The 25,999-nt window shown below is 69.8% G+C and carries 30 protein-coding genes, 1 tRNA gene and 1 pseudogene; 16 read left to right on the top strand and 16 right to left on the bottom strand.

Features of this window, described 5'->3' with window-relative positions; all coding sequences use genetic code 11:
- Window positions 1-17 precede the first annotated feature (17 nt).
- Window positions 18-506 (top strand): phage holin family protein, encoded by a 489-nt coding sequence (locus tag VFZ92_RS10125; protein ID WP_330875578.1) that lies wholly within the window; start codon window positions 18-20, stop codon window positions 504-506.
- Window positions 507-515: 9 nt separating this feature from the next.
- On the top strand, window positions 516-1,442 hold the full coding sequence (locus VFZ92_RS10120; protein ID WP_330875577.1) for an alpha/beta hydrolase: 927 nt from the start codon (window positions 516-518) through the stop codon (window positions 1,440-1,442).
- A gap of 36 nt (window positions 1,443-1,478) precedes the next feature.
- Here VFZ92_RS10120 and VFZ92_RS10115 read toward each other — a convergent pair whose 3' ends face one another.
- Genes VFZ92_RS10115 through nth form a run of 4 tightly spaced genes read right to left on the bottom strand, consistent with a single transcriptional unit; the run spans window position 1,479 to window position 4,645 of the window.
- Entirely contained in the window at window positions 1,479-2,666 is a 1,188-nt protein-coding gene (locus VFZ92_RS10115) for a MarP family serine protease (protein ID WP_330875576.1), read from the bottom strand.
- A gap of 22 nt (window positions 2,667-2,688) precedes the next feature.
- Entirely contained in the window at window positions 2,689-3,351 is a 663-nt protein-coding gene (locus VFZ92_RS10110; RefSeq protein WP_330875575.1) for a CoA pyrophosphatase, read from the bottom strand.
- Window positions 3,348-3,944: a TlpA disulfide reductase family protein gene (locus VFZ92_RS10105; RefSeq protein ID WP_330875574.1), complete on the bottom strand. Its 597-nt coding sequence runs from the start codon at window positions 3,942-3,944 to the stop codon at window positions 3,348-3,350. The genes VFZ92_RS10110 and VFZ92_RS10105 overlap by 4 nt, the downstream gene beginning before the upstream one ends.
- Complete coding sequence (gene nth / locus VFZ92_RS10100; RefSeq protein ID WP_330875601.1) at window positions 3,941-4,645, bottom strand: endonuclease III; 705 nt, start codon at window positions 4,643-4,645, stop codon at window positions 3,941-3,943. The genes VFZ92_RS10105 and nth overlap by 4 nt, the downstream gene beginning before the upstream one ends.
- Window positions 4,646-4,830: 185 nt before the next feature.
- On the opposite strand from nth, the gene VFZ92_RS10095 reads away from it, so the two are divergent.
- From VFZ92_RS10095 to VFZ92_RS10085, 3 genes are all read left to right on the top strand, one after another.
- Window positions 4,831-5,082, top strand: coding sequence for a hypothetical protein (locus VFZ92_RS10095; RefSeq protein WP_259629660.1), 252 nt, complete (start codon window positions 4,831-4,833; stop codon window positions 5,080-5,082).
- A 219-nt stretch (window positions 5,083-5,301) separates the two neighbouring features.
- Window positions 5,302-5,976, top strand: a complete 675-nt coding sequence (locus VFZ92_RS10090) for a Crp/Fnr family transcriptional regulator (protein WP_106185253.1) — start codon at window positions 5,302-5,304, stop codon at window positions 5,974-5,976.
- Between the two features lie 424 nt (window positions 5,977-6,400).
- Window positions 6,401-7,642: an MFS transporter gene (locus VFZ92_RS10085; RefSeq protein WP_330875573.1), complete on the top strand. Its 1,242-nt coding sequence runs from the start codon at window positions 6,401-6,403 to the stop codon at window positions 7,640-7,642.
- A gap of 13 nt (window positions 7,643-7,655) precedes the next feature.
- Here the strand turns inward: VFZ92_RS10085 and VFZ92_RS10080 are convergent, their stop codons facing one another.
- Window positions 7,656-8,285, bottom strand: coding sequence for a Scr1 family TA system antitoxin-like transcriptional regulator (locus VFZ92_RS10080; protein ID WP_330875572.1), 630 nt, complete (start codon window positions 8,283-8,285; stop codon window positions 7,656-7,658).
- A 76-nt stretch (window positions 8,286-8,361) separates the two neighbouring features.
- Between VFZ92_RS10080 and dnaN the strand changes: the two genes are divergently transcribed.
- Entirely contained in the window at window positions 8,362-9,468 is a 1,107-nt protein-coding gene (gene dnaN, locus VFZ92_RS10075) for a DNA polymerase III subunit beta (protein WP_330875571.1), read from the top strand.
- Window positions 9,469-10,045: 577 nt separating this feature from the next.
- On the opposite strand, the gene VFZ92_RS10070 is transcribed toward dnaN, so the two are convergent.
- Complete coding sequence (locus tag VFZ92_RS10070) at window positions 10,046-10,864, bottom strand: MBL fold metallo-hydrolase (RefSeq protein ID WP_330875570.1); 819 nt, start codon at window positions 10,862-10,864, stop codon at window positions 10,046-10,048.
- Window positions 10,861-11,715 (bottom strand): NUDIX hydrolase, encoded by an 855-nt coding sequence (locus VFZ92_RS10065; RefSeq protein ID WP_330875569.1) that lies wholly within the window; start codon window positions 11,713-11,715, stop codon window positions 10,861-10,863. Before VFZ92_RS10065 ends, VFZ92_RS10070 begins: the two co-directional genes overlap by 4 nt.
- A 40-nt stretch (window positions 11,716-11,755) precedes the next feature.
- On the opposite strand from VFZ92_RS10065, the gene VFZ92_RS10060 reads away from it, so the two are divergent.
- Both VFZ92_RS10060 and VFZ92_RS10055 read left to right on the top strand, forming a co-directional pair.
- The gene (locus VFZ92_RS10060) at window positions 11,756-12,127 is read left to right on the top strand and encodes a hypothetical protein (protein WP_330875568.1); all 372 of its coding nucleotides are present in this window, start codon (window positions 11,756-11,758) and stop codon (window positions 12,125-12,127) included.
- Window positions 12,128-12,143: 16 nt separating this feature from the next.
- Window positions 12,144-13,034 (top strand): Gfo/Idh/MocA family oxidoreductase, encoded by an 891-nt coding sequence (locus VFZ92_RS10055; protein WP_330875567.1) that lies wholly within the window; start codon window positions 12,144-12,146, stop codon window positions 13,032-13,034.
- A 558-nt stretch (window positions 13,035-13,592) separates the two neighbouring features.
- On the opposite strand, the gene VFZ92_RS10050 is transcribed toward VFZ92_RS10055, so the two are convergent.
- Genes VFZ92_RS10050 through VFZ92_RS10035 form a run of 4 tightly spaced genes read right to left on the bottom strand, consistent with a single transcriptional unit; the run spans window position 13,593 to window position 16,119 of the window.
- Window positions 13,593-14,819: a hypothetical protein gene (locus VFZ92_RS10050; protein ID WP_330875566.1), complete on the bottom strand. Its 1,227-nt coding sequence runs from the start codon at window positions 14,817-14,819 to the stop codon at window positions 13,593-13,595.
- A 35-nt stretch (window positions 14,820-14,854) separates the two neighbouring features.
- Entirely contained in the window at window positions 14,855-15,472 is a 618-nt protein-coding gene (locus VFZ92_RS10045) for a hypothetical protein (RefSeq protein WP_330875565.1), read from the bottom strand.
- Window positions 15,473-15,508: 36 nt separating this feature from the next.
- Window positions 15,509-15,967: a RidA family protein gene (locus VFZ92_RS10040; protein ID WP_330875564.1), complete on the bottom strand. Its 459-nt coding sequence runs from the start codon at window positions 15,965-15,967 to the stop codon at window positions 15,509-15,511.
- Entirely contained in the window at window positions 15,964-16,119 is a 156-nt protein-coding gene (locus VFZ92_RS10035; RefSeq protein WP_259628849.1) for a DUF4177 domain-containing protein, read from the bottom strand. Before VFZ92_RS10035 ends, VFZ92_RS10040 begins: the two co-directional genes overlap by 4 nt.
- 74 nt (window positions 16,120-16,193) lie before the next feature.
- Between VFZ92_RS10035 and VFZ92_RS10030 the strand changes: the two genes are divergently transcribed.
- The 3 genes from VFZ92_RS10030 to VFZ92_RS10020 are packed head-to-tail and all read left to right on the top strand — an operon-like array spanning window position 16,194 to window position 18,610.
- Window positions 16,194-16,445, top strand: coding sequence for a hypothetical protein (locus VFZ92_RS10030; RefSeq protein ID WP_330875563.1), 252 nt, complete (start codon window positions 16,194-16,196; stop codon window positions 16,443-16,445).
- Window positions 16,446-16,481: 36 nt separating this feature from the next.
- A complete protein-coding gene (locus VFZ92_RS10025; RefSeq protein ID WP_330875562.1) occupies window positions 16,482-17,486 on the top strand; it encodes an ArsA-related P-loop ATPase in 1,005 nt (334 codons plus the stop codon).
- Window positions 17,483-18,610, top strand: a complete 1,128-nt coding sequence (locus VFZ92_RS10020; RefSeq protein WP_330875561.1) for an ArsA family ATPase — start codon at window positions 17,483-17,485, stop codon at window positions 18,608-18,610. Before VFZ92_RS10025 ends, VFZ92_RS10020 begins: the two co-directional genes overlap by 4 nt.
- 15 nt (window positions 18,611-18,625) lie before the next feature.
- On the opposite strand, the gene VFZ92_RS10015 is transcribed toward VFZ92_RS10020, so the two are convergent.
- Window positions 18,626-18,928, bottom strand: coding sequence for a WhiB family transcriptional regulator (locus VFZ92_RS10015; protein WP_330875560.1), 303 nt, complete (start codon window positions 18,926-18,928; stop codon window positions 18,626-18,628).
- A 251-nt stretch (window positions 18,929-19,179) separates the two neighbouring features.
- Between VFZ92_RS10015 and VFZ92_RS10010 the strand changes: the two genes are divergently transcribed.
- The gene (locus VFZ92_RS10010) at window positions 19,180-21,660 is read left to right on the top strand and encodes a transglycosylase domain-containing protein (RefSeq protein WP_330875559.1); all 2,481 of its coding nucleotides are present in this window, start codon (window positions 19,180-19,182) and stop codon (window positions 21,658-21,660) included.
- A gap of 46 nt (window positions 21,661-21,706) precedes the next feature.
- Here the strand turns inward: VFZ92_RS10010 and VFZ92_RS10005 are convergent, their stop codons facing one another.
- On the bottom strand, window positions 21,707-22,177 hold the full coding sequence (locus tag VFZ92_RS10005; RefSeq protein WP_330875558.1) for a GatB/YqeY domain-containing protein: 471 nt from the start codon (window positions 22,175-22,177) through the stop codon (window positions 21,707-21,709).
- 65 nt (window positions 22,178-22,242) lie between these two features.
- Between VFZ92_RS10005 and VFZ92_RS10000 the strand changes: the two genes are divergently transcribed.
- From VFZ92_RS10000 to VFZ92_RS09985, 4 genes are all read left to right on the top strand, one after another.
- On the top strand, window positions 22,243-23,205 hold the full coding sequence (locus VFZ92_RS10000) for a metallophosphoesterase (protein WP_330875557.1): 963 nt from the start codon (window positions 22,243-22,245) through the stop codon (window positions 23,203-23,205).
- Between the two features lie 18 nt (window positions 23,206-23,223).
- Window positions 23,224-23,300: transfer RNA gene (locus VFZ92_RS09995), tRNA-Pro, on the top strand.
- A 415-nt stretch (window positions 23,301-23,715) separates the two neighbouring features.
- Window positions 23,716-23,889 (top strand): hypothetical protein, encoded by a 174-nt coding sequence (locus VFZ92_RS09990; RefSeq protein WP_330875556.1) that lies wholly within the window; start codon window positions 23,716-23,718, stop codon window positions 23,887-23,889.
- A gap of 9 nt (window positions 23,890-23,898) precedes the next feature.
- On the top strand, window positions 23,899-24,135 hold the full coding sequence (locus tag VFZ92_RS09985; protein ID WP_330875555.1) for a hypothetical protein: 237 nt from the start codon (window positions 23,899-23,901) through the stop codon (window positions 24,133-24,135).
- Here VFZ92_RS09985 and VFZ92_RS42445 read toward each other — a convergent pair.
- The 3 genes and pseudogenes from VFZ92_RS42445 to VFZ92_RS09970 form a co-directional block, all read right to left on the bottom strand.
- Window positions 24,067-24,321, bottom strand: a pseudogene (locus tag VFZ92_RS42445) (zinc ribbon domain-containing protein); the annotation flags it as partial. The gene VFZ92_RS09985 and the pseudogene VFZ92_RS42445 overlap by 69 nt on opposite strands.
- A gap of 612 nt (window positions 24,322-24,933) precedes the next feature.
- Window positions 24,934-25,413, bottom strand: a complete 480-nt coding sequence (locus VFZ92_RS09975; protein WP_330875553.1) for a hypothetical protein — start codon at window positions 25,411-25,413, stop codon at window positions 24,934-24,936.
- 138 nt (window positions 25,414-25,551) lie between these two features.
- Window positions 25,552-25,857 (bottom strand): hypothetical protein, encoded by a 306-nt coding sequence (locus VFZ92_RS09970; RefSeq protein WP_330875552.1) that lies wholly within the window; start codon window positions 25,855-25,857, stop codon window positions 25,552-25,554.
- Window positions 25,858-25,999 lie beyond the last annotated feature (142 nt).

The following is a 25,999-nucleotide window of genomic DNA, read 5'->3' as shown; positions in this document are numbered from 1 at the left end:
CATGGCACGATGACCGGGTGACCAGCGCGAGGGAGAACACCAACGGCGGCCGTGGAAGCGACGGTCTGCCGCCCGTCCCGTCGATCCCGCTGACGGCGGAGAACGCGGCCAGGATCGCGGAGGAGACGTCGCTCGGCGGGCTCGTCCGCGATGCCACCGGCCACCTGTCGACGCTGGTCAGGGCCGAGGTCGAACTGGCGAAGTCCGAGGTCGTCAAGGAGGTCAAGAAGGGCCTCACCGGCAGCGTGTACTTCATCGTCGCGCTCACGGTGCTGCTGTTCAGCCTCTTCTTCCTGTTCCTGACCATCGGCTACGCGCTCTACGACGTCTTCGGCTGGCCGCTGTCGCTGTCGTTCCTGACGGTCTTCGCGGCGATGCTGCTCGTCACCGGGCTGTTCGTGCTGCTGGGCGTCCGCAAGCTCAAGAAGCTGCGGAAACCCGAGCGCACGATCGAATCGGCCAAGGACATCGTCGACACGTTGCGACACCGCGGCGAAGCCCGCTAGGCGCGCGCGGTGCGCCTGCCACCTGATCCGTCCACGGTGCGGATCAGCGGCCCGTGGACCCACCGCGACGTCTCGGCCAACGGGATCCGGCTGCACGTCGCGGAGATGGGCGACGGCCCGCTGGTCCTGCTGCTGCACGGGTTCCCGGAGTTCTGGTGGTCGTGGCGGCACCAGCTGACGTCGTTGGCCGAGGCGGGCTACCGCGCGGTCGCGGTCGACCTGCGCGGCTACGGAGACTCGGACAAACCCCCGCGCGGCTACGACGGCTGGACGCTCGCCGGTGACGTCGCGGGCCTGGTCAAGGCTCTCGGTGAACGCCGGGCCCACCTCGTCGGCCACGCGTGGGGCGGGCTGCTCGCGTGGACGGTCGGCGCGATGCACCCCCGGCTCGTGCGCTCGGTGACCGCGATCTCCGCCCCGCACCCGCTCGCGCTGCGCCGGGCCATCCGCAAGAACCCGCGCGGCCAGGGACGGGCCAGCGGCCACGTGTTCCGGTTCCAGGCGCCGGTCTACCCCGAGCGCTGGCTGACCGGCGACGGCGCCGCCAACGTCGGCGGGCTCCTGCGGACGTGGTCCGGTCCGAAGTGGACGGTCGCGCCCGAGTTCGACGAGGTCGTCCGCCGCAACCGCGAGGCCATGCTCGTGCCGGGCGTCGCCCACAGCGCGCTGGAGTACTACCGCTGGGCGCTGCGCTCGCAGGTCCGCAGCGACGGCAGGCGGTTCATCGAGACCATCGACCGCAGGCTCGCCGTGCCGGTGCTGCAACTGCACGGCGCGGTGGACCCGGTCATGCTCGAACCCACCGCCCGCCACTCGTCCTACTGGCTCGGCCCGAACTCCAAGTTCCGCTGCTTACCGGAGATAGGCCACTTCCCCCACCAGGAAGCCCCGCACACGACCAGCAGGGTGCTGGCGGAGTTCCTCGGCGGCACCTGATGGTCGCTGCTCCGCGGACTCCGGCGCGGCCCCGCGCTAACTGGCGCAGCTCTGGGTCGACTCCTTCCTGACCAGCTGCGACGCCTTCTCCACCTCGGCCTGGACCTCCTGCGCGGTCAGCACGAACCCGGTTTCCTGGTCGTCGACGGCCGCGCCGAACACCACGCCCATCACCCGGCCCTGCGGGTCCACCAGCGGACCGCCGGAGTTGCCGCTGCGGACCTTCGCCCGCACGGTGTAGACGTCGCGGGTCACGGTCTGCGCGTCGTAGATGTCCGGTCCGCGCAGCATCGGGATGCGCTCCCGCACCCGTGCCTCCGACGCCGTGTACGGACCGTCCAGCGGGTAGCCCAGCACGATGCCGTCCGTGCCCTGGGGGATCTCCTCGCTGACGAACTGGAGCGGCGTGGCCTCCAGGTCCGGGACGGCGAGGATCGCCACGTCGGTCTGCGCGTCGTAGAGGACCACGGTGGCGTCGAACTGGCCGCGGCCGACCTCGACGGTCACCTCGCTGGTGCCCGCGACGACGTGCGCGTTCGTCATGACCCGCTCGGGCGCGACGACGAACCCGGTGCCCTCCAGCGCCCGCGAGCACGACGGGGCCCGGCCGCGGACCTTGAGCACGCTGGGCCGGAGCTTCTGCACGATCGGGTTCGCCGCCAGCTCCGGGTTCGGGGGGCCGACGTCCTTGAGCGGGGTGCGGTTGAACGGGTCCATCGCGGCCGGGAAGCCGGACACGTCGAACAGCTTCTGAAGGTCGTCCGACAGCTGGCGGGCGGCCTGCGGCATCGCGTCGTCGACCGTCTTGAGCAGCACGGACTGGTTGAGCGCCTTGGCCAGCGACGGCAGGCCCGCCACCGAGGTCAGCGGCAGGGCGATCATCCACGCCACGACGAACACCACGAGGCCCTGGACGACCGCGCCGAGCACGTTGTCCAGGCCCCGCAGCGGCGTCGCGTTGACGTGCGGCTTCACCATCCGGCCGATGTAGACGCCCAGGGTCTCGCCCAGCGCGACCAGCAGGATCACGATGCCGACCGCGAAGACCACCTTGGTCACGACGTTGTCGAACTGCGAGACCACGAGGGGCGCGAGCTGGGTGCCCAGCACGAGACCGACCAGGACACCGATGAACGCGGGCAGGGCGATGACCATGCCCTGCCGGGCGCCGGACACCGCCGCGAACACGGCGAGCGCCAGCACCAGCAGGTCGACCCAATTCACGCCCACAACCTCCGACGAGCTTCTACGTAGCGCGCAGCGCTAGATCAAGGTCCCGCACGTCGGTCCCGTCCCACGGGCGTTCCCAGCCGCCCAGTGAGATGAGGCCGTTGAGCAGTCCCGCGGTGAACCCCCACACCAACATGCCAGGTGCGGAGAACGCGGGGCCGACGTAGCCCGACGGGTGGCCCACGAGGAACCGGTTGGCCGGGTCCGCGAGGTGGGCGATCGGCACCCGTGCCACCGCCGCGGTCTCAGCAGGGTCTACGGGCTCCACCGGACACGGTTCACGCCAATGTGCGAGCACGGGGCTCACGAGGAAGCTGGACACGGGCACGAACAGGTCCGGCAGGACGACCAGCGGACGCACCCCCTCGGGGAGCACACCGGTCTCCTCGCGGGCCTCGCGGAGCGCGGTGTCGACCGGTCCGTCGTCGGTCGGGTCGGCGGCTCCGCCGGGGAACGCGACCTGGCCGGGGTGCGACCCCAGCGTGTCCGCCCGACGCAGGAGCAGCACGTCAGGGCCGTCGTTGCCCTCGCCGAAAAGCATCAGCACGGCGGCCGCGCGAGCCGTCGCGGAAGCGGGTGCGGTCATCCGGGAGAAGACCGAGGCGTCGATCTGGGCGGAGGCCTTCACGAGCGTGGCCATCCACTCGGGCACGTCGGCCGGGTCGGCCAGGAGCGTCATCGGACGGCCTCCCGGACCTGGTCCGGCGAGGAGAAGATCAGCGGAGATGTAACTTGGATCACGTCACCATTCGCTCGGACGACAAAACTGGAGGGCAGGTTCGGCGACGCCCTCAGCGCCTTGCGGAGCGCGTCGGCCCCGTCGTGCAGCGACGGCAGGTGGACGCCGAGCCTGGCCAGCAGCTCCAGCCCGTCCGACTCGCCGCTGAGCACCTGCACGGCGACCACGGGCACCGCTCCCGGCTGCTGGGCGTAGGTGTCCAAGACCTTCAGCTCCTCCTGGCACGGCTGGCACCAGGTCGCCCAGAAGTTGATGAGCGCCGGACCGCCCGCGACGGTCGTGGCCACGTCGAGGGACGCGCCATCACCCAGGCAGGTTGCGGTGATCCCCCGAAGGGGTTGCGGGCCGTCCTGGCCGCCACGGGGGCACGGGCGCAGCGCGGCGAGGTTGCGGGCCACGCCCAGGTCCTCCGCGGGCCTCGCGGCGGCGACGGGCTCCTGGCCGGACCGGTCGTCCGAGCGCGGCCACAGCGCGACCGCACCCGCCACCACCAGCACCAGCGCCACCAGCGCCCACCGCGTCGCCGTCCTCACCCGAGCCTCTCACCCGCCCGCACGCGGTCGGCCAGCTCGATCAGGTGCGGCGCCTCGTCGCCCTTGACCAGCTTCGCGGCCTTGTCCGGGTCGACCTCGCCGATCCCGTAGGAGGGGCACTGCGGTGCCAGGAAGCAGGCACCGCAGGCGGGCTTCTTGGCGTGGCAGACGCGGCGGCCGTGGAAGATCGTCCGGTGGTTGAACAGCGTCCAGTCCTTGCGCTCGATCATCGCGCCGACGGCGTGCTCGACCTTGACCGGGTCCTCCTCGGTCGTCCAGCCCCAGCGGCGGACCAGGCGGCCGAGGTGCGTGTCCACGGTGATGCCGGGCACACCGAAGGCGTCGCCGAGCACCACGTTCGCCGTCTTGCGGCCGACGCCGGGCAGCGTGACGAGGTCCTCCAGCTTCGAGGGCACCTCGCCGTCGAACCTCTCCACCAGCGCGGCGCCCAGGCCCAGCAGGGAGTTCGCCTTGTTCCGGTAGAAGCCGGTCGAGCGGATCAGCTCCTCCAGCTCGGTCCGGTCGGCGGACGCGTAGTCCTCGGCCGTCCGGTAGCGCCGGAACAGCGCGGGGGTCGCCAGGTTGACGCCCTTGTCGGTGGTCTGCGCGGACAGCACCACCGCGACCAGCAGCTCCAACGGCGTGGTGAAGTCGAGTTCGCAGTGGGCGTCCGGGTACCCCGTCTGGAGCAGGCGGACCATGCGCCGGGCCCGCCGAACGCGACCCAACTTGGTCTCCGTCCTGGCCGCAGGCGTTTGGCGAAACTTCGCGGTGGGCACGGAACCAATGTACGGGCGTAGGCGTCCTCATACGTCAGAGGCTCGACACGCTGGAGGGACCCCCTCTTGAGCGACCCGAAACACGATGCGCAAGGATCGGAGCCATCATGACTGCCTGGTTCGTCATCGCCGTTCCGATCATCATCATGTTCTTCGCGCTCTTCATGGAGCGCGTGGAAGCTCGTCTGCGGCACGTCGCCGTGCAGGAGGACGAGGTCGAGGAGTTCTTGGAGCAGGCGCGCCCCGACGAGGTCAGGGCGCTCTACGGGCACGGCATCGGTCGCGCGCTGGAGCTGTTCCGGCTGCGACGGCTGGGCGGTCGTGCCAGGAACCTGCGTCAGCGGCGCACACGTCGCTGACAGCGAGCACCGACCAGGTCCACGAAGCACCCTTCGTGGGCCTTACCGGGCTGTCTGGGGTTGGTGAGGATCAGCACGTCTCCACTTGGGACGGCGAGCCGGAAGGCGATCCACCGCACAACCCTTAGACTGCACTCAGTGATCGACGGCACGGCGCTGGCTCCGCCAAAAGGCGGAAGGCGCACGACCATGCCGTCGCGTCTCGACAGGAGGGACGAGGTGGACGAGACCCTGGCCCGCGCGGGCATCTTCCAGGGGGTTGAACCGGCTGCAGCGGAGGCACTGGCGCAGACGCTGGAGTCCGTTGAATTCCCGCGTGGCCACGTGATCTTCGCGGAAGGTGAGCCGGGCGACCGGCTGTACATCATCCAGTCGGGCAAGGTGAAGATCGGCCGGAAGTCCCCGGACGGTCGCGAGAACCTGCTGGGGATCTTCGGACCCTCGGACATGTTCGGCGAACTGTCGATCTTCGACCCCGGTCCGCGCACGTCCACGGCCACCACGGTGACCGAGGTCCGCGCGGTGAGCATGGACCGACCCGCTCTGCGGACGTGGATCACGAACCGGCCGGAGATCGCCGAGCAGCTGCTGAGGGCCCTGGCCCGCAGGCTGCGCCGGACGAACTCCATGCTGGCCGACCTGATCTTCACCGACGTGCCGGGCCGAGTCGCGAAGGCGCTGCTCCAGCTCGCCCAGCGGTTCGGCAGCCAGGAAGCGGGACTGCTGAGGGTCACCCACGACCTGACGCAGGAGGAGATCGCGCAGTTCGTCGGCGCCTCGCGGGAGACCGTGAACAAGGCGCTGGCCGACTTCGCCCACCGCGGCTGGTTGCGGCTGGAGGGCAAGAGCGTGCTGATCCTCGACCCCGAGCGACTGGCTCGCCGGGCCCGCTAGGTTCGGAGCACAACAAAGGGACCGGGCGCCGCCCCCGACGCGGCGCACCGGTCCCTTTGCTCTGCGCGGTCCATCCCCCGACGAACCGCGCTATCTCCAACTCCGGCGTTCAGGCCCCGACCCTCGTCGCCGGTGTGGAGGACTGGATACCCGGTCCGATCTCGGCCCAAACCCCTGCGCCGATCTTCACGGACGGGCACCGCTCCGGAGACCCGTTGTGCACACGATCGCACGACGACTCCCCGGCACATCAAGCCCTGTCACCCTGTAAGACGTCGAGTTCAGCTGATTCGTTGCCAACTTTCACCCGGACATCGCACTGCCGTGACCGAATCGCAACGGCGGTCCCAGCGGGTGGGCCGGTGATGGACCGCACCGGCAAATGACTGGTACGGGCGTACCACTGTGGTGCACACTGGTACGCATGTCCCACTCCGCCCGCCTCGCCGACTACCGCGCCGCCCTCACCACCCCCGGAATGCGCGGCCCCGTGGTCGCCTCCCTCCTCGCCCGCCTCCCGATCGCGATGGTCGGCCTGTCGCTGCTGCTCTACGTGCAGCGCACGACGGGCTCGTTCGCGATCGCCGGGCTGGTGTCGGCGGGCTCGCTGGTCGGTGTCGCGGTCGGCGCGGTCGTGCAGGGCAGGCTGATGGACCGGCTCGGCCCCACCAGGCCGCTGCTGGTCGCGACCGGGCTGCTGATCGTGTTCGCCGCGGCCTCGATCACGGCCGTCGAGTCGAGGGCGCCGGTCGCGGTGATGCTGCCCCTGGCGTTCCTCGTCGGGTTCAACGAGCCCATGGTCGGCTCCGCGTCCCGCGCCCTGTGGGCCCGCATGGTGCCGCCGGGCTCGACCCGCCTCGCGGGCTACGCCTACGAGGCGATCAGCATGGAGGTCTTCTTCATCCTCGGCCCCGGCCTGTCCGGGCTGCTGGTCGCGGCGCCGTGGGCGGGCACCGGCGTCGTCATCGGCGTCGTCTGCATGGTCATCGGCGCCACGTGGTTCGCGCTCAACCCCACCGTCCGGGCCGTCCGCCCCGCCGTCGTCGAGAACCGGCAACTGCTCGGCGCGCTGGCCAGCCCCGGCATGCGCACCGTCGCGCTCGCCGCGCTCGGCTTCGGGATCACGATCGGGTTCATCGAGGTCGCGGTGCCCGCGGCCGCGGCGAACGCGGGCCACCTCAGCATGGGCGGTCTGCTGCTGAGCGCCTGGTCGATCAGCTCCGTCGTGTTCGGCGTGCTGTACGCGATGAGGCCGTTCCCCAAGTCCATGCACCTGCGGCTGCCCGCGCTGCTCGGCGGGTTCGGCGCGCTGTCGCTGCTGCTGGCCGTCCCGACCACGCTCATCTGGCTCGGCATCACGATGCTGTTCGTCGGCACCCTGGTCACGCCGCAGGCGACCACCCACTCGGCCGCGATCGAGCAGGTCGCGCCGAAGGGCACGGCCACCGAGGCGTTCGGCTGGGTCATCACCGCCGTCACCGTCGGCCTGGCCATCGGCCAGTCGATCAGCGGCTACCTCGTCGAGCACGTCAGCACGTCGGTCGCGTTCCTCGCGGCCGGTGGCGCGGGCCTGCTCGTGGCGGCGGCGGTGTGGCTGCTCCGCGGCACGGTCGCGGCGGGCGTCCCGGCCGAGACGCGCGTCGAGATGGACCTCGCCGCCCGCTAGCGCGGTCACCGCACTAGGCCAGGAACACGTCCAGCCGCTCGAACACGCTGCGCGCGGCCCGCACCTCGTCGGGCTCCTCGATGAAGGTGGCCGCGTGCACGTGTTCGAGGTAGACCACGGACGGCCCCTTGGGCATGTGGAACAGCGTGCACGGGTGGCCGATCCCCGGGTAGGCGCCCTTGGCGAACGGGATCCGGCGGACGGTGATGCCGGGCTGGTCGCTCGGCATGGCGCCCTCGCTGGTGAAGACCGTGCACCGGCTCGGGTCCTTCACGTGCACCGTCGGCACCGCGTGCGGGCTGAGCACGTCCACCCGTTCCGCGGTCTGCCCGAGCAGGGTCAGGACGGACTCGGCCTCCGGCCCCCAGTCGCACTCCAGGTACAGGTCGCGCGCCCGCACGGCCTCACCGATCAGCACGTCCCGCAGCCTGCGCTCGATGCGCAGCGCGTGGAAGTAGGCGTGCAGGTCGGGCATCCACACGGGGGTGACGCCGTCCTCCAGGCGTTGGACGCGCGCTTCCACGATGTCCAGCCGCTTCGCCACCGCTTCGACGGTGAAGCCGGTCGCTTCCCGCAGGTCGCGGAGCTTCCCCCCAAGGACGCGGCCTCGCAGGGTCGGCATCGGCACCGGTTCGCTCTTCACCGGGCACACGCTAGTCGGACGGCCCCTGACCTCGCACGACAAAGAATTGTCGGACCCCGTCGCTAGCGTGCGCACCATGGACCTCACCGCCACGACAGCCGACCTGGCCGGCGCCGCCGCCGAGGTGGCCCGACTCCTGCCGACCAGGGTGCACGACCCCGTGCTGGCCGGCCTGGTGCTGCGCACGACGGGGGCGGGCGAGGTCGAACTGGCGGGCAGCGACCGGGAACGGGCCGTGCGCCTCGTGCGGCACGCGACCGTGCACACCGAGGGCACGGTGCTGGTGCCCGCCAAGCCGTTGGCGGAGACGCTCCGCACGCTCGACTCGCCCCAGGTGAGACTCGTCGTGGAGGGGTCGCGGCTGGCCGTGCGCACCTCGAACGCCCGCTTCGCCCTGCCGCTGCTGGAGGTCGCGGCCCACCCCGGTGTGCCGCCGCTGCCCACGCTGGCCGGGCACGTGTCGGCCGCCTCGCTGGCCGCCGCCGTCCTACCGGTGGCCGGTGCGGCGTCCCGCGACGACGCGCTGCCGGTGTTCACCGGCATCCGCGTGCACGCCGTCGACGACCGGTTGGAACTGCTGGCCACCGACCGGTACCGGATGGCGTTCGCGACGCTCCCGTGGCAGCCCACCGGCCCGCTGGACGTCCTGGCCCCGGCCGCGCTGCTGGCCGACGTGGTCCGCCAACCCTCACCCGGCGACCAGGTCTCGCTCCGAGCCGACCTCGACCGACTCGGCCTCTCCTGGCCGGGCGGCTCGGTCAGCACGGCGCTGCTGGCCGCTCCCTTCCCCGACGATCGAGCACGGAAACTCCTGGAGGCGGTCATCGACAGCACGGTCCTGGTCGACGCGGACGCGTTGGCGGGCGCGGTCCGCAGAGCCACCCCGTACGCGGGCCCGCACGGTTCGGTGACCATCCAGGTCGACGACAGCGAACTGCGGGTCAAGGGCAGCGACCCGCAGAACGGCGAGTCGGAGGAGTCCGTCAAGGCCACCGTCGACGGCAACCGGCTGACCAAGACGTTCCAGGCGCGGTACCTGAGCGACGCGCTGAAGGCGTTCACGGGGAAGCGCATCGAGCTGCGGATCCAGGACGGTCTCCGGTCGACCGTGCTGACGTCGCCCGCCGGGGACGACGGGGTGGAGCTGACGTACCTCGTCGTGCCGTTGAGGACGGTGGCCTGAGGTCCTGAGGGCCGGGCCCGGGGGGTGGGGCGGGGTGCAGTGGGAAGGGAAGACCCGGCTTTCGTGCGGCTAGGGCTGACCAGGGGTGGTCACCTGTCCAGGGTGGGCGCGCCGTGGGCAGTGCTTCACCGCGGGTGGCTGTCGGCTTGTCGGCAGTACGCCGCTTGCTGCGGCTGCTCGGCGCTGGCGCTTGTCCGCAGGATCTCCTGCACCCAGCCCACCTGCCACCGCTCAGCCAGCACCGCCCAACCTGCCCTCCCCGCCTCCCAGCCTTCCCCTCACCCCCTGCCTGCCTACCTTGCCCGCCTGCCAGCCTTGCCCTGCCTACCAGCCTTGCCCTGCCAGTCAGCCGTTCCTGCCTGACTGCCTCGCCCCGCCTGCCAGCCCTGCCCGCCTGCCAGCCCTGCCTGCCTTGCCCTGCCTACCAGCCTTGCCCTGCCAGTCAGCCGTTCCTGCCTGACTGCCTTGCCCCGCATGGCTTGCCCTACCTGTCTGCCCTTGCCCTACCTGCCCGGCCACTGCTCAGCCAGCTAACCCCGCCCAACCTGCCCCACCCCACCCTGCTCAACCAGGCAGATCAGCCTTCAGTGCGCAGGTATTCCAGCTGGGCTTCCACGGACCACTCGGCGGCGCCCCAGAGCGAGCGGTCCACGTCGGCGTACACGACCTCGACCACCTGCCTGGCCGTTGCTCCACCGCCCAGTTGCTCGACCGCGTCGCGGACCTGGGCCAGGCGCTGCTCGCGGTGGGTCAGGTAGCGGCGGGCGGTTTCGGCCGCGTCGGGGAGTTCCGGGCCGTGGCCGGGTAGGGCGACGGTGCCCGGTGGGAGGTCCGCCAGGCGGTGGAGGGACGTCAGGTAGTCGGCCAGCTTGCCGTCCGGGTGGGCCACGACCGTGGTGCCCCTGCCCAGCACCGAGTCGCCGGTGAGGATCGCCGAGCTGCCCTCGTGGTCCAGCAGCAGGCAGAGCGAGTCGGCCGTGTGGCCAGGGGTGGCCAGCACGCGCAGGCGCAGGCCCGCGGCGGCGATGGTGTCGCCGTCCGACAGCGGGTCGGCGCCGTGGCAGAGGTCCGGGTCGATGGCGCGGGTCGGGGCGCCGACCAGTTCGGCGAAGCGGCGGGCTCCTTCGGCGTGGTCCGGGTGGCCGTGGGTGATCACCACCGTGGCGACGGGGCCGCAGGCCGCGATCCTGGTCAGGTGGGCCTCGGTCAGCGGACCGGGGTCCACGACCACGCACGACACCGAGTCCGGGGCTCTGAGGAGCCAGGTGTTGGTGCCGTCGAGCGTCATGATCGACGGGTTGTCGGCGAGCATCACCGAGGCGACCGGCGTGACCCGGCGCAGGATGCCGTACGCCGGGTGCTGGGCCTGGTGGCCGATCGCGGGAAACCGGCTCATCGTCGTCCCACCTCGTTGTCGGTTCCGGCGGTCGGGTACTCGGGGTCGCCGGGCAGCACCACGTGCAGCTCGCCACCCCTGCGGACGACCCTGGGGATGATCTTCTCCACCGTGCGGTCGGCGGCCATCACGGCGGCGGTGCTGTCGAACTCGTCCAGGTCGGCCAGCGCCGCCCAGGTCGGGGGCATCAGGCCGCGGCGGCCCTCGCGCCAGTCGGCGATGGCGGCGGCGGGCGTCTGCCACAGCGCGTCGGACGCCTCGCTGGTCACGTCGTCGGCGCGCTGGCCTTCGGGCAGGACCGCGACGAAGAACCGGGTGTCGTAGCGCCTCGGCTCCTCGATCGGCGTCACCCAGTGCGCCCACGGCCGCAGCAGGTCGGCGCGCAGCACCAGACCGGCCTCGGAGAGGAACTGCGCCAGCGACACCTCGCGCTTCTCCAGCGCCCGGCGCGCGTCGGCGTACGGGCGGGTGTCGGCGACGACGCTGGTGGCGTCCGGACCGGCGAGCAGCACGCCGGACTCCTCGAACGTCTCGCGGACGGCGGCGCAGACGAGCGCGGTGGCCAGCGCGGGGTCGCAGTCGAAGCAGCGGCCCCACCAGGCCGGGTCGGGGCCGGTCCACGAGACGGACGTGTCGGCGTCGCGGCGGTCGACGCCGCCGCCGGGGAACACGGTCATGCCGCCCGCGAAGGCCATGCCGGTGACGCGGCGCTGGAGGAAGACCTCGGGGCGGGCCTCCGTGTCGCGGATCAGGACCACGGTCGCGGCGTCCTTCGGCACGACCGGGGTCGCCGGTGGCTCGTCGGGCACCATTCCTTCGGGCAGCACCATGTCCGCGGGGAGTTCGCGCATGCCGACGAGCCTACTTCCGGGCACCGGGCAGGATGGGCCGATGGTCTCCGACTCCCGCCCACTGGTCACCGGCTGCCTGGTCAAGATCCTGGTGATGATGCTCGGCGCGATCCTCGGCACGGTGCTGACCGCCGTCGCCGGGGTGGTGCTGTTCATCCCCGACCGCACGACCGTGCACTCGACGCCGCAGTCGGCGCGCGGGCCGGGGGTGTTCGTCAAGAGGGTCGACAGCATCGCGGGCGCGACCAGCTACGAGGTGTGGATCGGTCCCGACGAGTCGCGCGGCGCCGTCGTGCCGATCCCCCGCGGCTGGGACAGCGACCCGGACGCCGTCTTCGAGAACGGCGGCACCCGGCTGCGCTTCGACGGCGGCGGCGAGATCTTCGTGCCGGAGACCGCCGGCGGGGGCTGAGGGGCAGGATGGGGCCGTGGAAGAACAACTGCGCGTAGGACTCATCGGTGCGGGCCCGTGGGCGACCGCGGTGCACGCGCCCGGCATCGCCGACCACCCCGGCACCCGGCTCGCGTCGGTGTGGGCGCGCAAGCCCGAAGCCGCGGCGCGGATCGCGGCCGTCCACGGCGCGGACGTGGCGTCCAGTCCGGACGAGCTGCTGTCCGGTGTGGACGCGGTCGCGTTCGCCGTGCCGCCGGAGGTGCAGGCCGAGATCGCCACCAGGGCGGCGGAGGCGGGCAGGCACCTGATCCTGGAGAAGCCGATCGCGTCCACGGTGGAGGACGCGGAACGGCTCGCCTCGGCCGTCGAACGGGCCGGGGTCGCGTCGCTGGTGCTGCTGACCCGCCGGTACGCCCCGGAGACCAAGGAGCTGCTCGCGCAGCTCCACCGCACCGGCGGCTGGACCGGCGCGGACGCGCAGTGGCTGTCCGGCGCGCTGCTGGACGGCCCGTACTCCCACTCGCCGTGGCGGCACGAGCGCGGCGCCCTGCACGACCTCGGCCCGCACGTGTTCGACCTGCTCGACGTCGCGCTGGGCCGCATCACCGACGTGACGGCCGCGACCGTCTCGGCCACCGGTCTGTGGCGACTGATCTTCGCCCACGAGGGCGGCGCGACCAGTTCCGTCACGATGTCCATGACGGTGCCGCTGCGACCGCCGGTCGCCGAGGTGACCGTCTACGGCGAGCACGGCTACCGCAGGCTGTCCACCAGCGGCACGTCCGCGCAGGACTGCTACACCCTGCTGCTCGACGACTTCGTCGCCATGGTCCACAGCGGCACCGTCGAGCACCCGCTCGACGTCCGGCGCGGCCTCCACCTCCAGCGGATCATCGCGTTGGCGGGTGACCGGGCGGGCGGCTGAGCGCCGCGGTGGCCTCCCCGCCCCCGCCGGGGAGGCCGCGAACCGGATCGTCTCGCCCGAACAACGCTCATCTTGATCGAAAACTTGCGCGCGCCACCCGAAACCCCAACCCGCGCAGGCTCATTCCCGGCCCAATTTCCTGGAACGAACGTGCCGGAAACCAGTGGAACGATCTTGTCGGACCCCCGCGCTACGCTGGAAATCGGGGGGACCCCCACCACGCGCGCGAGGGATGGGCCCCCGAATTCCACGTTACGGGGAAGGTCTGACAATTCCGTCGCCGTGCGCAGTGGAGTGATCTTGAGTGAAGTTGGGGAACACTTCCGATCATTCGCGGCCCGGCGAATTGACTGTTCCTCACATTCATCGCCCACCGCGAGACGAACGGCGAGCGGTCACACCCCGTGGTCGACCGGTGGCCGAGCGAGGCGCGGGACCGACCGCGGAGCCCGGACCCGATCGCGACGGAGAGTGATCATCCGGCTGCCGGATCCGGACCCCCGGCACAGCAACGCGCCCGGTCCCCAGGGGGAGCCGGGCGCGTGCGGAGGTCGTGCGTCAGGCCGGGTAGGGCGGGTGGCCGTTGTTCTGCTTGCCGCCGTTGACGAGGTCGCCCTTGTTCTGCGCGCCCATCCACGCGGGCGGCTGGAACGAGCCCTGCGTGCCGGAGCGGTCGATCTGCCACTGGCCCGCGTCGCCGTCCTGCGCGGGCGGGTCCTCGCGCTGCGCCAGCTCCTCGTGGAGCTGTTGCAGCAGCGCCCGTTCGCGGTCGCTCAGCTTCGCGTCCGCGGCCGGGGTGGCCTCGACGGCGACCGACGCGCCGGGCGGCAGGCCGTTCGGGTCGGCCAGGGCGGCCTGGAGCGCCGCCAGGTCGTCCGGGCCCAGTTCCATCGTCACCTCGGCGTTGTGGAACACCGGGGGCGGGGTCGGTGGGCTCAGCGCGGGCGGCAGCGGTGGTTCCTCGACCGGTTCGACGGCGTCGCGGACGACCCGCTTCACCGGCTTCGGCGGGAACGGCTGGCCGCCCTCGTAGGCCTCGCCGCGGTTGCGTCTGGGGGACTCTGAGCCGGTCTCGGGGATCTCCGGCACCGGTGTCGGCTCAACCACCGGTGCCTGGTCCCGAACGTCTTCCGGCCCGTCGAACCAGGCGCCGGACTCGTCCCGGTGGCCACCGCCCGAGGACGAGGAGCTGAACTTCACCTCGCGGGCCGTGGTGACGGCCGCCGCGTGGTAGTCGCTGAGCTGGGTCGCGGGCCTCAGGACCTCGACGGCGGCGCTGAGGCGGGCCCTGCGGAGCGCCCGGTCGATCCGGTAGGCGGTGGCCGGGGCGTAGCCCTGCGGGCCGATGTCGACCAGCACGAGCCGTTGCGGCAGCGGGCCGGGTGACGCGCCCGCGGGTGTCGAGCGCCAGACGCACATGACCGAGCGGATGTCGGGGAGGCTCGTGACGACCTTCGCCAACGCGTCCGCGACGCCGTCGGCCGGGTCGGACTCGGCCGAGAAGCGGTGTCTCGGCACGGGGAGGGTGTCGACCACGTTGAGCAGGTCGGCGAGCGAGCGCGCCGAGTTCAGCTCGTCCAGCAGGTCGGTGATCCGGCCGCGTTCGGCGTCGGTGACCGGGATCCGGCCCGCGAGCAGGGCGCCCACGACCAGTTCCACGGCCCGATCCGGTTCCGCGACGGCCAGCAGCTCCCGCGCCTGGGACAGCGCGTCGTCATCGACGCGACCGGCCAGCGCCAACAGGAGATCGTGCAGCCGGACGGGCAGTTCCACGTCGTTCGCCACGCCTGTTCTCCTTCCGGCCCGCCGATCGACGAGCGCTACACGGGCACCAGGTGCCCATCGACCTCGGCGCCGGTGCAGATCGGCTCCGATGCCGCCAGTGCCGCCTGGTGGTAGGGCGGCAGTTCCATTCCGAGCGGTACGACCTCGACGCACGGGTCGTGTTCACCCAGTGCGCGGAGCACCCGCTGGACCTCGCCCGTCAGACGGGCGTGGTCCGCGGTCGCGGCGATCAGGACGATTCGCCTGGCCACCTGGTCCCCACCGCCCTGCCGCCAGCTGGACCGGACCTCTCCGACCCCCTGGCGACCGCGCAGCGTGGCACCGAGCACCGCGGTCGCTGAATCCCCCATCGAAACACGATCGGGTGATTCTGCTGTGAAGGTGTAGCGGGATTCGGAGAGTTCGTCCACCCCTTCGACGGAACTCAGCATCGCCCGATCGGCTCCATTTGACAGCACAGCGTCAGCGAGGAGGTTCATCTCCAGGTCCGTCAGACCGATCCGGTCGTGCAGCAAAGCACGCGGTAGAGCGCGTGCGAGCACCACGACGGCGTCCGTCGCGGCCCAGTCGCGGAAGCGCCACAGGATGTCGTCCGGCAGCCGCCCGGCCAACCGGAGCAGCAGTTCGTGGCAAGCCCACTCGGTGTCCGACATCTCACATCACGCCCTTCACGACCCGGCCTTCACGGCTCAGCGGACTTCGACGACCAGCTCTACCTCGACGGGGGCGCCGAGCGGCAGCTCGGCCACGCCCACGGCGGACCGGGCGTGCACGCCCGCCTCGCCGAAAACCTCACCCAGCAGCTCGGACGTGCCGTTGACCACCGCGGGCTGGCCGGTGAAGCCCTCGGCGGACGCCACGAACCCGACGACCTTGACGATCCGGACGACGTTGTCGATCCCGACCAGCGCGTGCACGGCGGCGAGGGCGTTGAGGCCGCTCGTCCTGGCGTGCTGCTTGGCCTCCTCGGGGCTGACGTCGGCGCCGACCTTGCCGGTCGCGGCGAGGGCGCCGTCCACGAAGGGCAGCTGGCCGGAGGTGTAGACGTACGAGCCGGTGCGCACCGCGGGCACGTAGGCCGCGAGCGGCGCGGCCACGGCGGGCAGCTCGATGCCCAGGTCCGCGAGCTTCTTCGACCAGGTCGTCATGCCTTCGGCCTCTTCAGGTAGGCGACGTGCTGCTCACCGGTCGGGTTCGGGATCACGGTGACCAGTTCCCAGCCGTCGGCGCCCCACTGGTCCAGGATCGCCTTCGTGGCGTGGATCAGCAGCGGGACCGTGGCGTACTCCCACTTAGTCATGGCGGGGAGCCTAGCCGTCCGGCGGGCGGGTGAAGACCCTGCCCGGAACGGCTACGCGCAGCTACCTTGATCCAATGGAAACGTGGCGCGCGGTAGCCACCGGGTTGTTCGTGCTCGGTGGGCTGGTGATGGTGCTCGTGGCCATGGCGCAGGTCCGCGACCGGAAGCGCACGAGCCACGCCGAGGTCGTGCGGGCCGGGGTGATCGGCTTGGCGGTGGTCGCGGTCCTCGCGACCGCCATCGCGTTCTGGCTGCCGTCGGTCGTCACGTGGGGCGTGGTGGCCGCGACGGCCATGGCGGTGTTCTTCATCACGATGATGGACTGACCAACGCGGTGGAGCACGCGCGTTTAGGCTGACCAGGTGGCATTCCCCGCGACTGGTTGGACCCAGGAACTCACCCGAGCACGGCTGCACGTCGTCACCGGCAAGGGCGGTACCGGGAAGACGACGGCGGCGGCGGCGCTCGCGCTGGCGCTGGCGACCGGTGGTCGTCGGGTGCTGCTGGTCGAGGTCGAGGGTCGCCAGGGCATCGCCCAGCTCTTCGACCGGGCGCCGCTGCCGTACTCGGAGGAGCGCATCGCCTCGGCGCCCGGTGGTGGCGAGGTGCGGGCGCTGGCGGTCGACCCGGAGGCGGCGCTGCTGGAGTACCTGGACATGTTCTACAACCTGGGCTTCGCCGGTCGTACGCTGCGCAAGATGGGGGCGATCGAGTTCGCCACGACGTTGGCGCCCGGTCTGCGGGACGTGCTGCTGACGGGCAAGGTGAAGGAGTGCGTGCGGCGCACCGGCCCGTCCGGGCGGCACGAGTACGACGCCGTCGTGCTGGACGCCCCTCCGACGGGTCGGGTGGTGCAGTTCCTGGACGTCACGAAGGCGATGGCGGACCTGGCGAAGGTCGGTCCGATCAAGGGGCAGAGCGACGGGGTGGTGAACCTGCTGCACTCCGGCGACACCGCGGTGCACCTGGTCACGCTGCTGGAGGAGATGCCGGTCCGGGAGACGCTGGACGCGGTGGCCGAGCTGGACGGGGCCGACCTGCGGCCGGGGGCCGTGCTGCTCAACCGGGTGCGGACGGCGCGGCTGCCCGCCCGTTCCGTGGTCGCCGCGGCGGGGGGTCGGGTGGACGCGAGCCGGGTCCGCGCGGGGTTGGAGGCGGCCGGGCTGGACCTGGACGCCGAGACCGTCGACGGGCTGGTCGAGGAGACGGTGGAGCACGCCATCAGGGTCTCGATGGAGCTGGAGGCGAAGGAGAAGCTGGAGGAGTCGGACCTGCCGTCGCTGGAGCTGCCGGAGCTCACCGACGGCATCGACCTGGCCGCGTTGTACGAGTTGGCAGAGCTGATGGTGGAGCGGGGTGTGCGGTGAGGCCACCGCTGTTGGACGTCGACGCGCTGATCGACGACCCGGAGACGCGGGTGCTGGTGTGCTGCGGTTCGGGCGGGGTGGGCAAGACGACGACGGCCGCCGCCCTCGCGGTGCGGGCCGCGGAGCGCGGGCGGCGCACGGTCGTGCTCACCATCGACCCGGCGCGCAGGCTCGCGCAGTCCCTGGGCCTGCGGGAACTGGACAACAGCCCGCGCGAGGTGACGACCGAGGGCTTCGAGCCCAAGGGTGAGCTGCACGCGATGATGCTGGACATGCGCCGCACGTTCGACGACATGGTGCTGGCGCACGCGGGCCGCGAGCGGGCCGAGCAGATCCTGGCGAACCCCTTCTACCAGACCATCTCGACGTCGTTCTCCGGCACGCAGGAGTACATGGCGATGGAGAAGCTGGGCCAGCTCGTCGCCGACGGCGAGTGGGACCTGATCGTCGTGGACACGCCCCCGAGCCGGTCCGCGCTGGACTTCCTGGACGCGCCGCAGCGCCTGTCGACCGTGCTGGACGGCAGGCTGATCCGGATGCTGTCGGCGCCCGCCCGCGCGGGTGGCCGCGGCATCCGCAAGATCGTCGGAGCGGGGTTCGGGCTGTTCACCAAGGCCGTGTCGACCATCGTCGGCGGGCAGCTGCTCCAGGACGCGTCGACGTTCGTGCAGGCGTTCGACAGCATGTTCGGCGGCTTCCGCCAGCGCGCGCAGAAGACCTACGAGCTGCTGCGCTCGCCGGGCACCGGCTTCCTGGTGATCGCGGCGGCCGAGCCGGACGCGCTGCGGGAGGCCAGCTACTTCGTGGAGCGGCTCGGCGAGGAGGGGATGCCGCTGATCGGCCTCGTCGCCAACCGCACGCACCCCGTGCTGGCCACGCTGTCCGCCACCAGGGCGGAAGCGGCGGCCGACGGCTTGGAGCGCGCCGGTGACGCGCCCCTGGCCGCGGCCGTGCTCCGCCTCCACGCGGACCGCGTGGCCGTCGCCGACCGGGAGAAGCGCCTGATCGCGCGGTTCACGAAGGCGCACCCCGGTGTGGCGCTGGTCGGCGTGCCCGCGCTGCCGACCGACGTGCACGACCTCGACGGTCTGCACGAGATCGGGCGCAGGCTGGCGGGCGAGTGAGCCCGCGGTGGGCGGTCAGCTCACCCTGACGTCCACGTCGACGTCGACGAAGTGCTCCTGACGCGCCGTGTCCAGCAGTTCGTGCCAGGACGTGACGTCCGGCCTGCGCCGCAGCAGTGCCCGACGCTCACGCTCCGTCATCCCTCCCCAGACACCGAACTCGATCCGGTTGTCCAGGGCCTCGGCCAGACATTCCGTCCGCACCGGGCAGCCGAGGCACACCAATTTCGCCTTGCGCTGCTCCGCACCCCGAACGAAGAGCTGGTCCGGCTCTTCCTCGCGGCACGACGCATTGATTCGCCAATCCCCCTGGTCCATAACCCCCACCTCGTTTGAGCTGTCCAAACTCCGAAATCCGCCACACCCCTGCCGCGGATGCCGTAGGGTCACCACGTGAGTGGTCGACCGTCGGCGCCTTACTTGGACGTTGACGAACTCTAGGTGCTTCTGGTTCCACCTCCAACCCTGGGTTGCGCACCTGTTATCTGTCTTGAGTACGTCTACTCATCCTCGGTAATCAGTGTCGTGGGTCACTCTCACCCGTTCAGGTGCCGCGTACGCTGGCCGCCGTGCGAGTCAGGAACGGCCTGCTGAAGCTGCTCGGCCTGTGTCTGCTTGCCGGCGTCCTCCTCGCCGGCACGCTGTTCCCAGCCGTGGGCGCGCTCGGAGTCGTGTCCAACCGAGCCAGCGACACGGTCGACAGCATCTCCGCGGACCTGGTCACCACCGATCCCCCTCTGATCACCACGGTGACGGACAAGGACGGTGCGCCGATCGCCTACCTCTACGACCAGTACCGGGTGCTGACGCCGCCCGACCAGATCTCGGCGACCATGAAGGCGGCGCTGGTCTCGGTCGAGGACCGCCGGTTCTACGAGCACCAGGGCGTCGACTGGAAGGGCACGCTGCGCGCGGCCGTGACGAACCAGGTCGGCGGCAGCGTCTCGCAGGGCGCGTCGACCCTGACCCAGCAGTACGTGAAGAACTACCTGGTGCACGTCGTCGCCCGGAACAACAAGGTCGAGCAGCAGAAGGCCCAGGAGCAGACGATCGCCCGCAAGGCCCGCGAGGCGCGGATCTCCATCCAGCTGGAGCGCAAGCTCGGCAAGGACGAGATCCTGGCCCGCTACCTCAACGTGGTGCCGTTCGGCTCGACCATCTACGGCATCGCCGCCGCGTCCCAGGCGTACTTCAACACGACGCCGGACAAGCTGACCGTGCCGCAGGCCGCCGTCCTGGCGGGCATGGTGAACAGCCCGTCGGCGCTCGACCCCGAGGTGTTCCCGGAGAAGGCGCTCGAACGCCGCAACAAGGTCATCGACAAGATGGTCGAGAACGACAAGCTGACCCGCGACGCGGGCGAGGCGTCGAAGAAGGAACCGCTCGGTCTGGCGGTGCCGGTGCGCACCCCGCCCAACGGCTGCGTCGGCGCGGGCCCGGAGAACGGCTTCTTCTGCTCGTACGTGATCAACTACCTCCAGAAGAACGGGTTCAGCGAGGAGCAGCTCAAGACCGGCGGCTACACCATCCGGACCACGCTGGACCGCGGCATCACCGAGCAGGCCAAGCAGGCCGCCGAGGCGCAGGTCTCCAAGGACACCGACGGCATCGCCAACGCGATGGCGATCGTGCGGCCGGGCACGGAGAAGCACGAGGTGGTCGCGCTCGTCGCGAACCGCGACTACGGCCTCAAGGCCGAGGCGAACCAGACCCAGTTCGACCTGCCCAGCGGCGTGGAGAACAAGTTCGGCGCCGGGTCGATCTACAAGACCTTCACGGCGGCGGCGGCGCTGGAGAAGGGGATGGGGATCGAGAACACGATCGCCACCCCCGCGTCGCACACGTCACGGGTGTTCAAGGGCGGCGGCGACAAGTGCCCGCCCACCGGTGAGCCCGACACCCGCTGGTACTGCCTGAAGAACGCGTCCACCTCCTACCCGGCGTCGATGTCGTTGCAGACCGCGCTCCAGACGTCCCCGAACACCGGGTTCGTCATCCTGGAGGAGCAGCTCGGCATGGAGGCCGTCGTCGACATGGCGTCGCGGCTGGGGATGCGCGAGACGCTGGCGACGAACATCGCGGGCGTCCGGCCGGACTCGAAGGCCAAGCAGCAGGAGCTGCGGATCTCGCAGGCCGAGTTCTACAAGGGCAACGGCGGCAACGCCTCCTTCACGCTCGGCCCGGCGCCGGTGAGCACGCTGGAGCTGGCGAACGTGGCGGCGACGCTCATCAGCGGCGGCAAGTGGTGCCCGCCCACGCCGTTGCAGCAGGTGCTGGACCGCTACGGCAAGCCCGTGCCGGTCAACGAGCAGCCGTGCGAGCAGGTCGTGGCCGAACCGCTGGCGAACACCCTCACGACCGGCATGAGCAAGGACGACCAGGGCGGCGGCACCGCGGCGGCCGCGGCGGCCCAGTTCAAGTGGAAGCGCCCGATGCTCGGCAAGACCGGCACGACCGAGGACTACAAGTCGGCGGCCTTCATCGGCGCGACCCCCGACTACGCCGCGTCCGTGCAGACCTTCAACGACGGCATCGAGCCGCGCGGCATCTGCGTGGGCGGCAAGCCCCGCCTGTGCGGCAACGGCGACATCTACGGCGGCACCGTCCCGGCGCGCACGTGGTTCGACACCATGACCCGCGTCCTCGGCGACTCCCCCGCCAAGCCGCTGCCGCCGACCGACGAGCGGTACCTCAAGGGCGGCAGCGAGATCCGCATCCCCGACGTCGTCGGCCGCAACGTCAACGACGCCACCAGGACGCTGGAGGAGGCCGGGTACAAGGTCAGCACGCAGGACCGGAACTCCGAGCAGACCAAGGGCACGGTGGTGAGCCAGACGCCCCGCGGCAACGCGCTGAAGGGCGCCACGATCGTGCTGTTCATCAGCTCCGGCTACGTGCCGCCACCGCAGACCAGCGACGAGCCGGTGCCGCCGCCGACCGGTCAGGAACCGCCGCCGGGCCAGGGGCAGCCGCCGGGCCAGGGGCAGCCGCCGGGCCAGGGCGAGCCACCGCCGGGCGGCATCACGATCCCGGTGGAGCCGAGCGGCTGACCGCCGTGGTGCCTCCGACCGCCGCGGGCGGTCGGAGGCGGGGCCGTCAGCCCGCGAGCTTCGCCTTCACGGCGCCCGCGACGCGGCCACCCTCGGCGCGGCCCGCGACCTTGGCGTTGACGGCCTTCATGACCTGGCCCATCTGCCGCTGGCCCGGCTGCTCGCCGAGCTGGGCCGCGACCTCGGCGACCGCCTCGTCGACGAGCGCCACCAGTTCGTCGTCGCCGAGCTGCGCGGGCAGGTAGCCCTCCAGGATGCTGCCCTCGGACTTCTCCAGCTCCGCCTGCTCGGCGCGACCCGCGCCCGCGAAGGCCTCGGCGGCCTCCTTGCGCTTCTTCACCTCACGGGTGATCACCTTCAGGACCTCGTCGTCGGAGAGCACGCGCGCGCTCTTGCCCGAGACCTCCTCGTTGGTGATCGCGCTCAACGTCATGCGCAGGGCTCCGGCCTTGACCGTCTCCCGGCTCTTGATCGCGGCAGTGAGGTCGTTCTGCAACCGTGTCTTCAGCTCCGCCATGAGGCCGAACGGTACCGGGAACAGGCGATTACTCCTCATCGGTCGACGCCCGTAGGCTCGTTGACGTGAACACGTTCGGCCGCGCACTGCTCGCCACGACCGCCGTCGGGACCGCCACCCTCGCCTACGCGGCGGGCATCGAGAGACGTCACTGGACGTTGCGCCGGGCCACCGTGCCGGTGCTCGCGCCGGGCTCGTCGCCGCTGCGGGTGCTGCACATCTCCGACCTGCACATGCTGCCCGGCCAGAAGTCCAAGCAGCGCTGGGTGGCCGCGCTGGACGAGCTGGAACCCGACCTCGTGGTGAACACCGGCGACAACCTCGCGCACATGCAGGCCGTGCCCGCGGTCGTGCGCGCGCTGGGCCCGCTGCTGGCCCGCCCCGGCGTGTTCGTGTTCGGCAGCAACGACTACTTCGCGCCCCGCCCGAAGAACCCGGTCCGGTACCTGCTGCCGTCGGCGAAGACGAAGCGCGTGCACGGCATCAACCTGCCCTGGCGCGACCTCAGGGCCGCGATGGTGGAGCGGGGGTGGTTGGACCTCACGCACGTGCGCAGGACGTTCCAGGTGGCCGGTCAGACGGTGTTCGCGGCCGGTCTGGACGACCCGCACCTCAAGCGCGACCGCTACGAGGACATCGCGGGCCCCGCCGACGGGAACGCGGCCCTCCGGCTCGGCGTCACGCACTCCCCCGAACCCCGCGTGCTGGACCCGTTCGCGGCCGACGGCTACGACTTCGTCATGGCGGGCCACACGCACGGCGGCCAGCTCCGCGTCCCCGGCTACGGCGCGCTCGTGACGAACTGCGACCTGGACCGCGCCCGCGCCCGCGGCGTCTCCCGCTGGGGCTCGCACATGTGGCTCAACGTCTCGGCGGGCCTGGGCACCTCCCCGTACGCGCCGGTGCGCTTCGCGTGCCCACCGGAGGCCAGCCTCCTCACCCTCGTGGCGCGACCTGTCGACGCAGGTCAGGGTGGGTCTGGATCACTTAGGGAGACCCGATTCGGAGTAGGCGGGAACGTCCGGTAGAGTTCACCTCGTTCGAACCGGGGTGTGGCGCAGTTTGGTAGCGTGCTTCGTTCGGGACGAAGAGGTCGCAGGTTCAAATCCTGTCACCCCGACCAGATGAGTTTGGTTCAAACCCGGTTGATCAAGAAGCCGTCTCCCCTCCGGGGAGGCGGCTTCTTGCTTGTCCAGGGGTATCGGCCCACGTGGGCGCTCCACCCATAGCCGCTGCATGAGGGCGGTGAACTCGTCGTCCTCGCTCAGCTTGTCGCTGAGCGCCGCACGGCGTCGGTAGTAGGCACGAGGTGTCGGAGCGAGGCTCAAGCCGTCAGGGTCGTCTTCAGCGGCAGCGTCCACGTCAGCCATACGAGCGTCCAAGGTCATCAGCTCGAAGTAGGCATCGGTCAGCTCCGAGCCAACGATGACGGCGTCCATCACCCACAGCTTGTCGAAGATGGCCTGCGTCAGCAGAAGCTTCAGGGCATCGGGTGCCTCTACGAAGAACCGGTACGGATCGACCATGAGGCTCAGCGCGTGGTCAAGACTCTGCTCGATGGATTCGAGCGTCAGCGACCACTTAGCAATGGCCTTCTCGGCAGCGGCAATCTCGCCGTTAGTCTGATCTTGCTCAGCCTTGAACTCATCGAGGCTGAGCGCGTCGGCGAAGTAGGCCTCACGGTTCTTTTGTGCCCGTTGCTTCAGCCGTAGCAAGCGGGCTTGCTGCTTGTCGATGGCAGCAGCGGCATCATCGTGCTTGCCCTCAAATGCGTACGTGATCTCTGCCCGCAGTCTGGCCAAACGATCCTGCGGGATGCGTACGCGGCGGAAGTAGTTGGCGACTTCCTCTTCAATCGTGGCGATGGGTACGAAAGTCTGTTCACAACTGTTGTTGTCCTTCTGACGGCCAAGGCAATAGAAGTAGGAGTAAGTTATGCCGTAACGATTGGTGGGTGAGGTAATCCCCATGCGTCGGCCGCACCGGGCACAAAATAGGTTGCCCTTGAGCGGGTGCGGATGCTGCCTGCTCTTGTCCTTGTTGAGATTCCGAGCGGTCAGAATAGCTTGTACCACGACGAAGGTTTCATCATCGATGAGGCGCTGGTGCTCACCGGGGTACTGCACGCCCGCGTAAGTAACCACCCCGATGTAGTACGTGTTGCGCAAGATGCGCTGCACGTGCTGAATCTCGAAGAGCGTTATATCATAGGTCAGACTCGCGGCATTGAACGGACGCTACTTTCTCGGGTTGTGCGTGCTACAGCGCCAGGATTCAGAGTCTTTCCTTACAGCTTCGATGAAGATCCAGAGTCGCCGATTAAGAACATCAGGATAGGCGTAGAGGCTCCGGCTAGAGTTGCACGGGTACTGCGGCACGCCAGAAACTCGTATGTGTTCCACATTGAACTTCCGGAAGCCTTGCAAGAAGGCGAGAGGGCTTCGTTCCGGTTCTACATAACCGCAGACGGCAGTACGTTTGAAGATGTAGGTATGGTCCTCAAACAGCAGATGGTTCATACCGAAAGAGTGTTGCTGTCAGTTGAATTTAGAGCCAATGAACACCCCGAACGCGTGTGGTGGCTTGAGTCACCCTATCCAATTATGACAGCTACCCACCCAGATTTTCCGTTTAACGAAAACAAGCGACTCCCTAGATTGCCGACTGATATCTATGAGATGGAGTTTACTAAACCGATGCGTCCCGCGCGCCTAGTCGGTATCGCGTGGCAGTTTGGAGAGTAAGGGTGATCAGGCTTATTTGTCTTTTTTATTCGGACGGAAAGCTGTAGGGTGCCACATTTCGAGATACTTGTTGATTGGCCCCTCAACTTGGGAAAACAGGAGTTTATCTTCGTAGGGAATGACATTATCCATTAGCGAATTAAACGCTGCTGTCCGAACGCGGGGGACATGGTCAAGCATTAGCTTGCCTGTTATCGCGATGCCCATGTCTAAATCAGCGTCGAAGAGTGGGCCCAGTAGGCCGGTCATGTAGTGACGGACATCTGGGTTTTCGCTGCGACCTAAAAATTGGAAGACGTGCAGCGCAAGCGGAAGATTGTCATTAGGAAGGTCATCAATGTATTTCGATAGGTCTTCGGTGGGGTTTGGCGTACCGCCGTACGGTATATCAGGATTTTCAACATAAGCCCATTCAAACGCTGAGGCTAGCAAGACTGCTCTCTCGATGAGCGCCGCCTCTGGTTCCTGCTCGCACTGTTGATGCTGTTCCATTTTTATATTTCAGCACTATTTTATCAATCTGTCGGTTAAATTTGTTACAGCTCCTTTCGCGCTAAGGAAGCCTGTCACCCTAGGTAGTGGCAACAGGCTTCCTTTGGGACATCTCAGCCAAGCTGCGTCAGCCAGGCTTTACCTCTTCAATGTTGACCGCTGTGTTGGCTCCCTGAACCAGGCTGGAAGTGGTTGTGCCGTAGGTTCCGTCCACACAGGTGATGGCTCTCCCCGCCACACCACGATCTCCCTCGTCGGCATGTCGTCCCGCATGTACCGCCGCGCTAGCGGCGGATCAATCTCTTCGACGTTCCGAGCAAGCAGCATCGGCACCGTGACGGCTTCCTCGAACGACACCTCGCCAAGGTGGTGTTTGCCATCCCGCGGAGCTAGAATCGGGAAGGTGTTGGCTTCGGCTTGGTGGCCGTCGACGGCTGCGCTCATGTCGGACACCACCGCCCGAGCTACCTGCGCTCGTGCCCAAGCCTTAACTCGTGTCCGCCGACGCTCCCGAGTAGCGCTGTTCATCACCCACCAGATGAAGCCCACCAGCCCCAGCACGATCACCGCGGATTTGGTTGCAACA

The organism is Umezawaea sp., from assembly GCF_036375055.1.
Classification (GTDB): Bacteria; Actinomycetota; Actinomycetes; order Mycobacteriales; family Pseudonocardiaceae; genus Umezawaea.
Note: the sequence above shows the minus strand (reverse complement) of the source record. Positions and strands in the feature narration are given on the sequence as shown.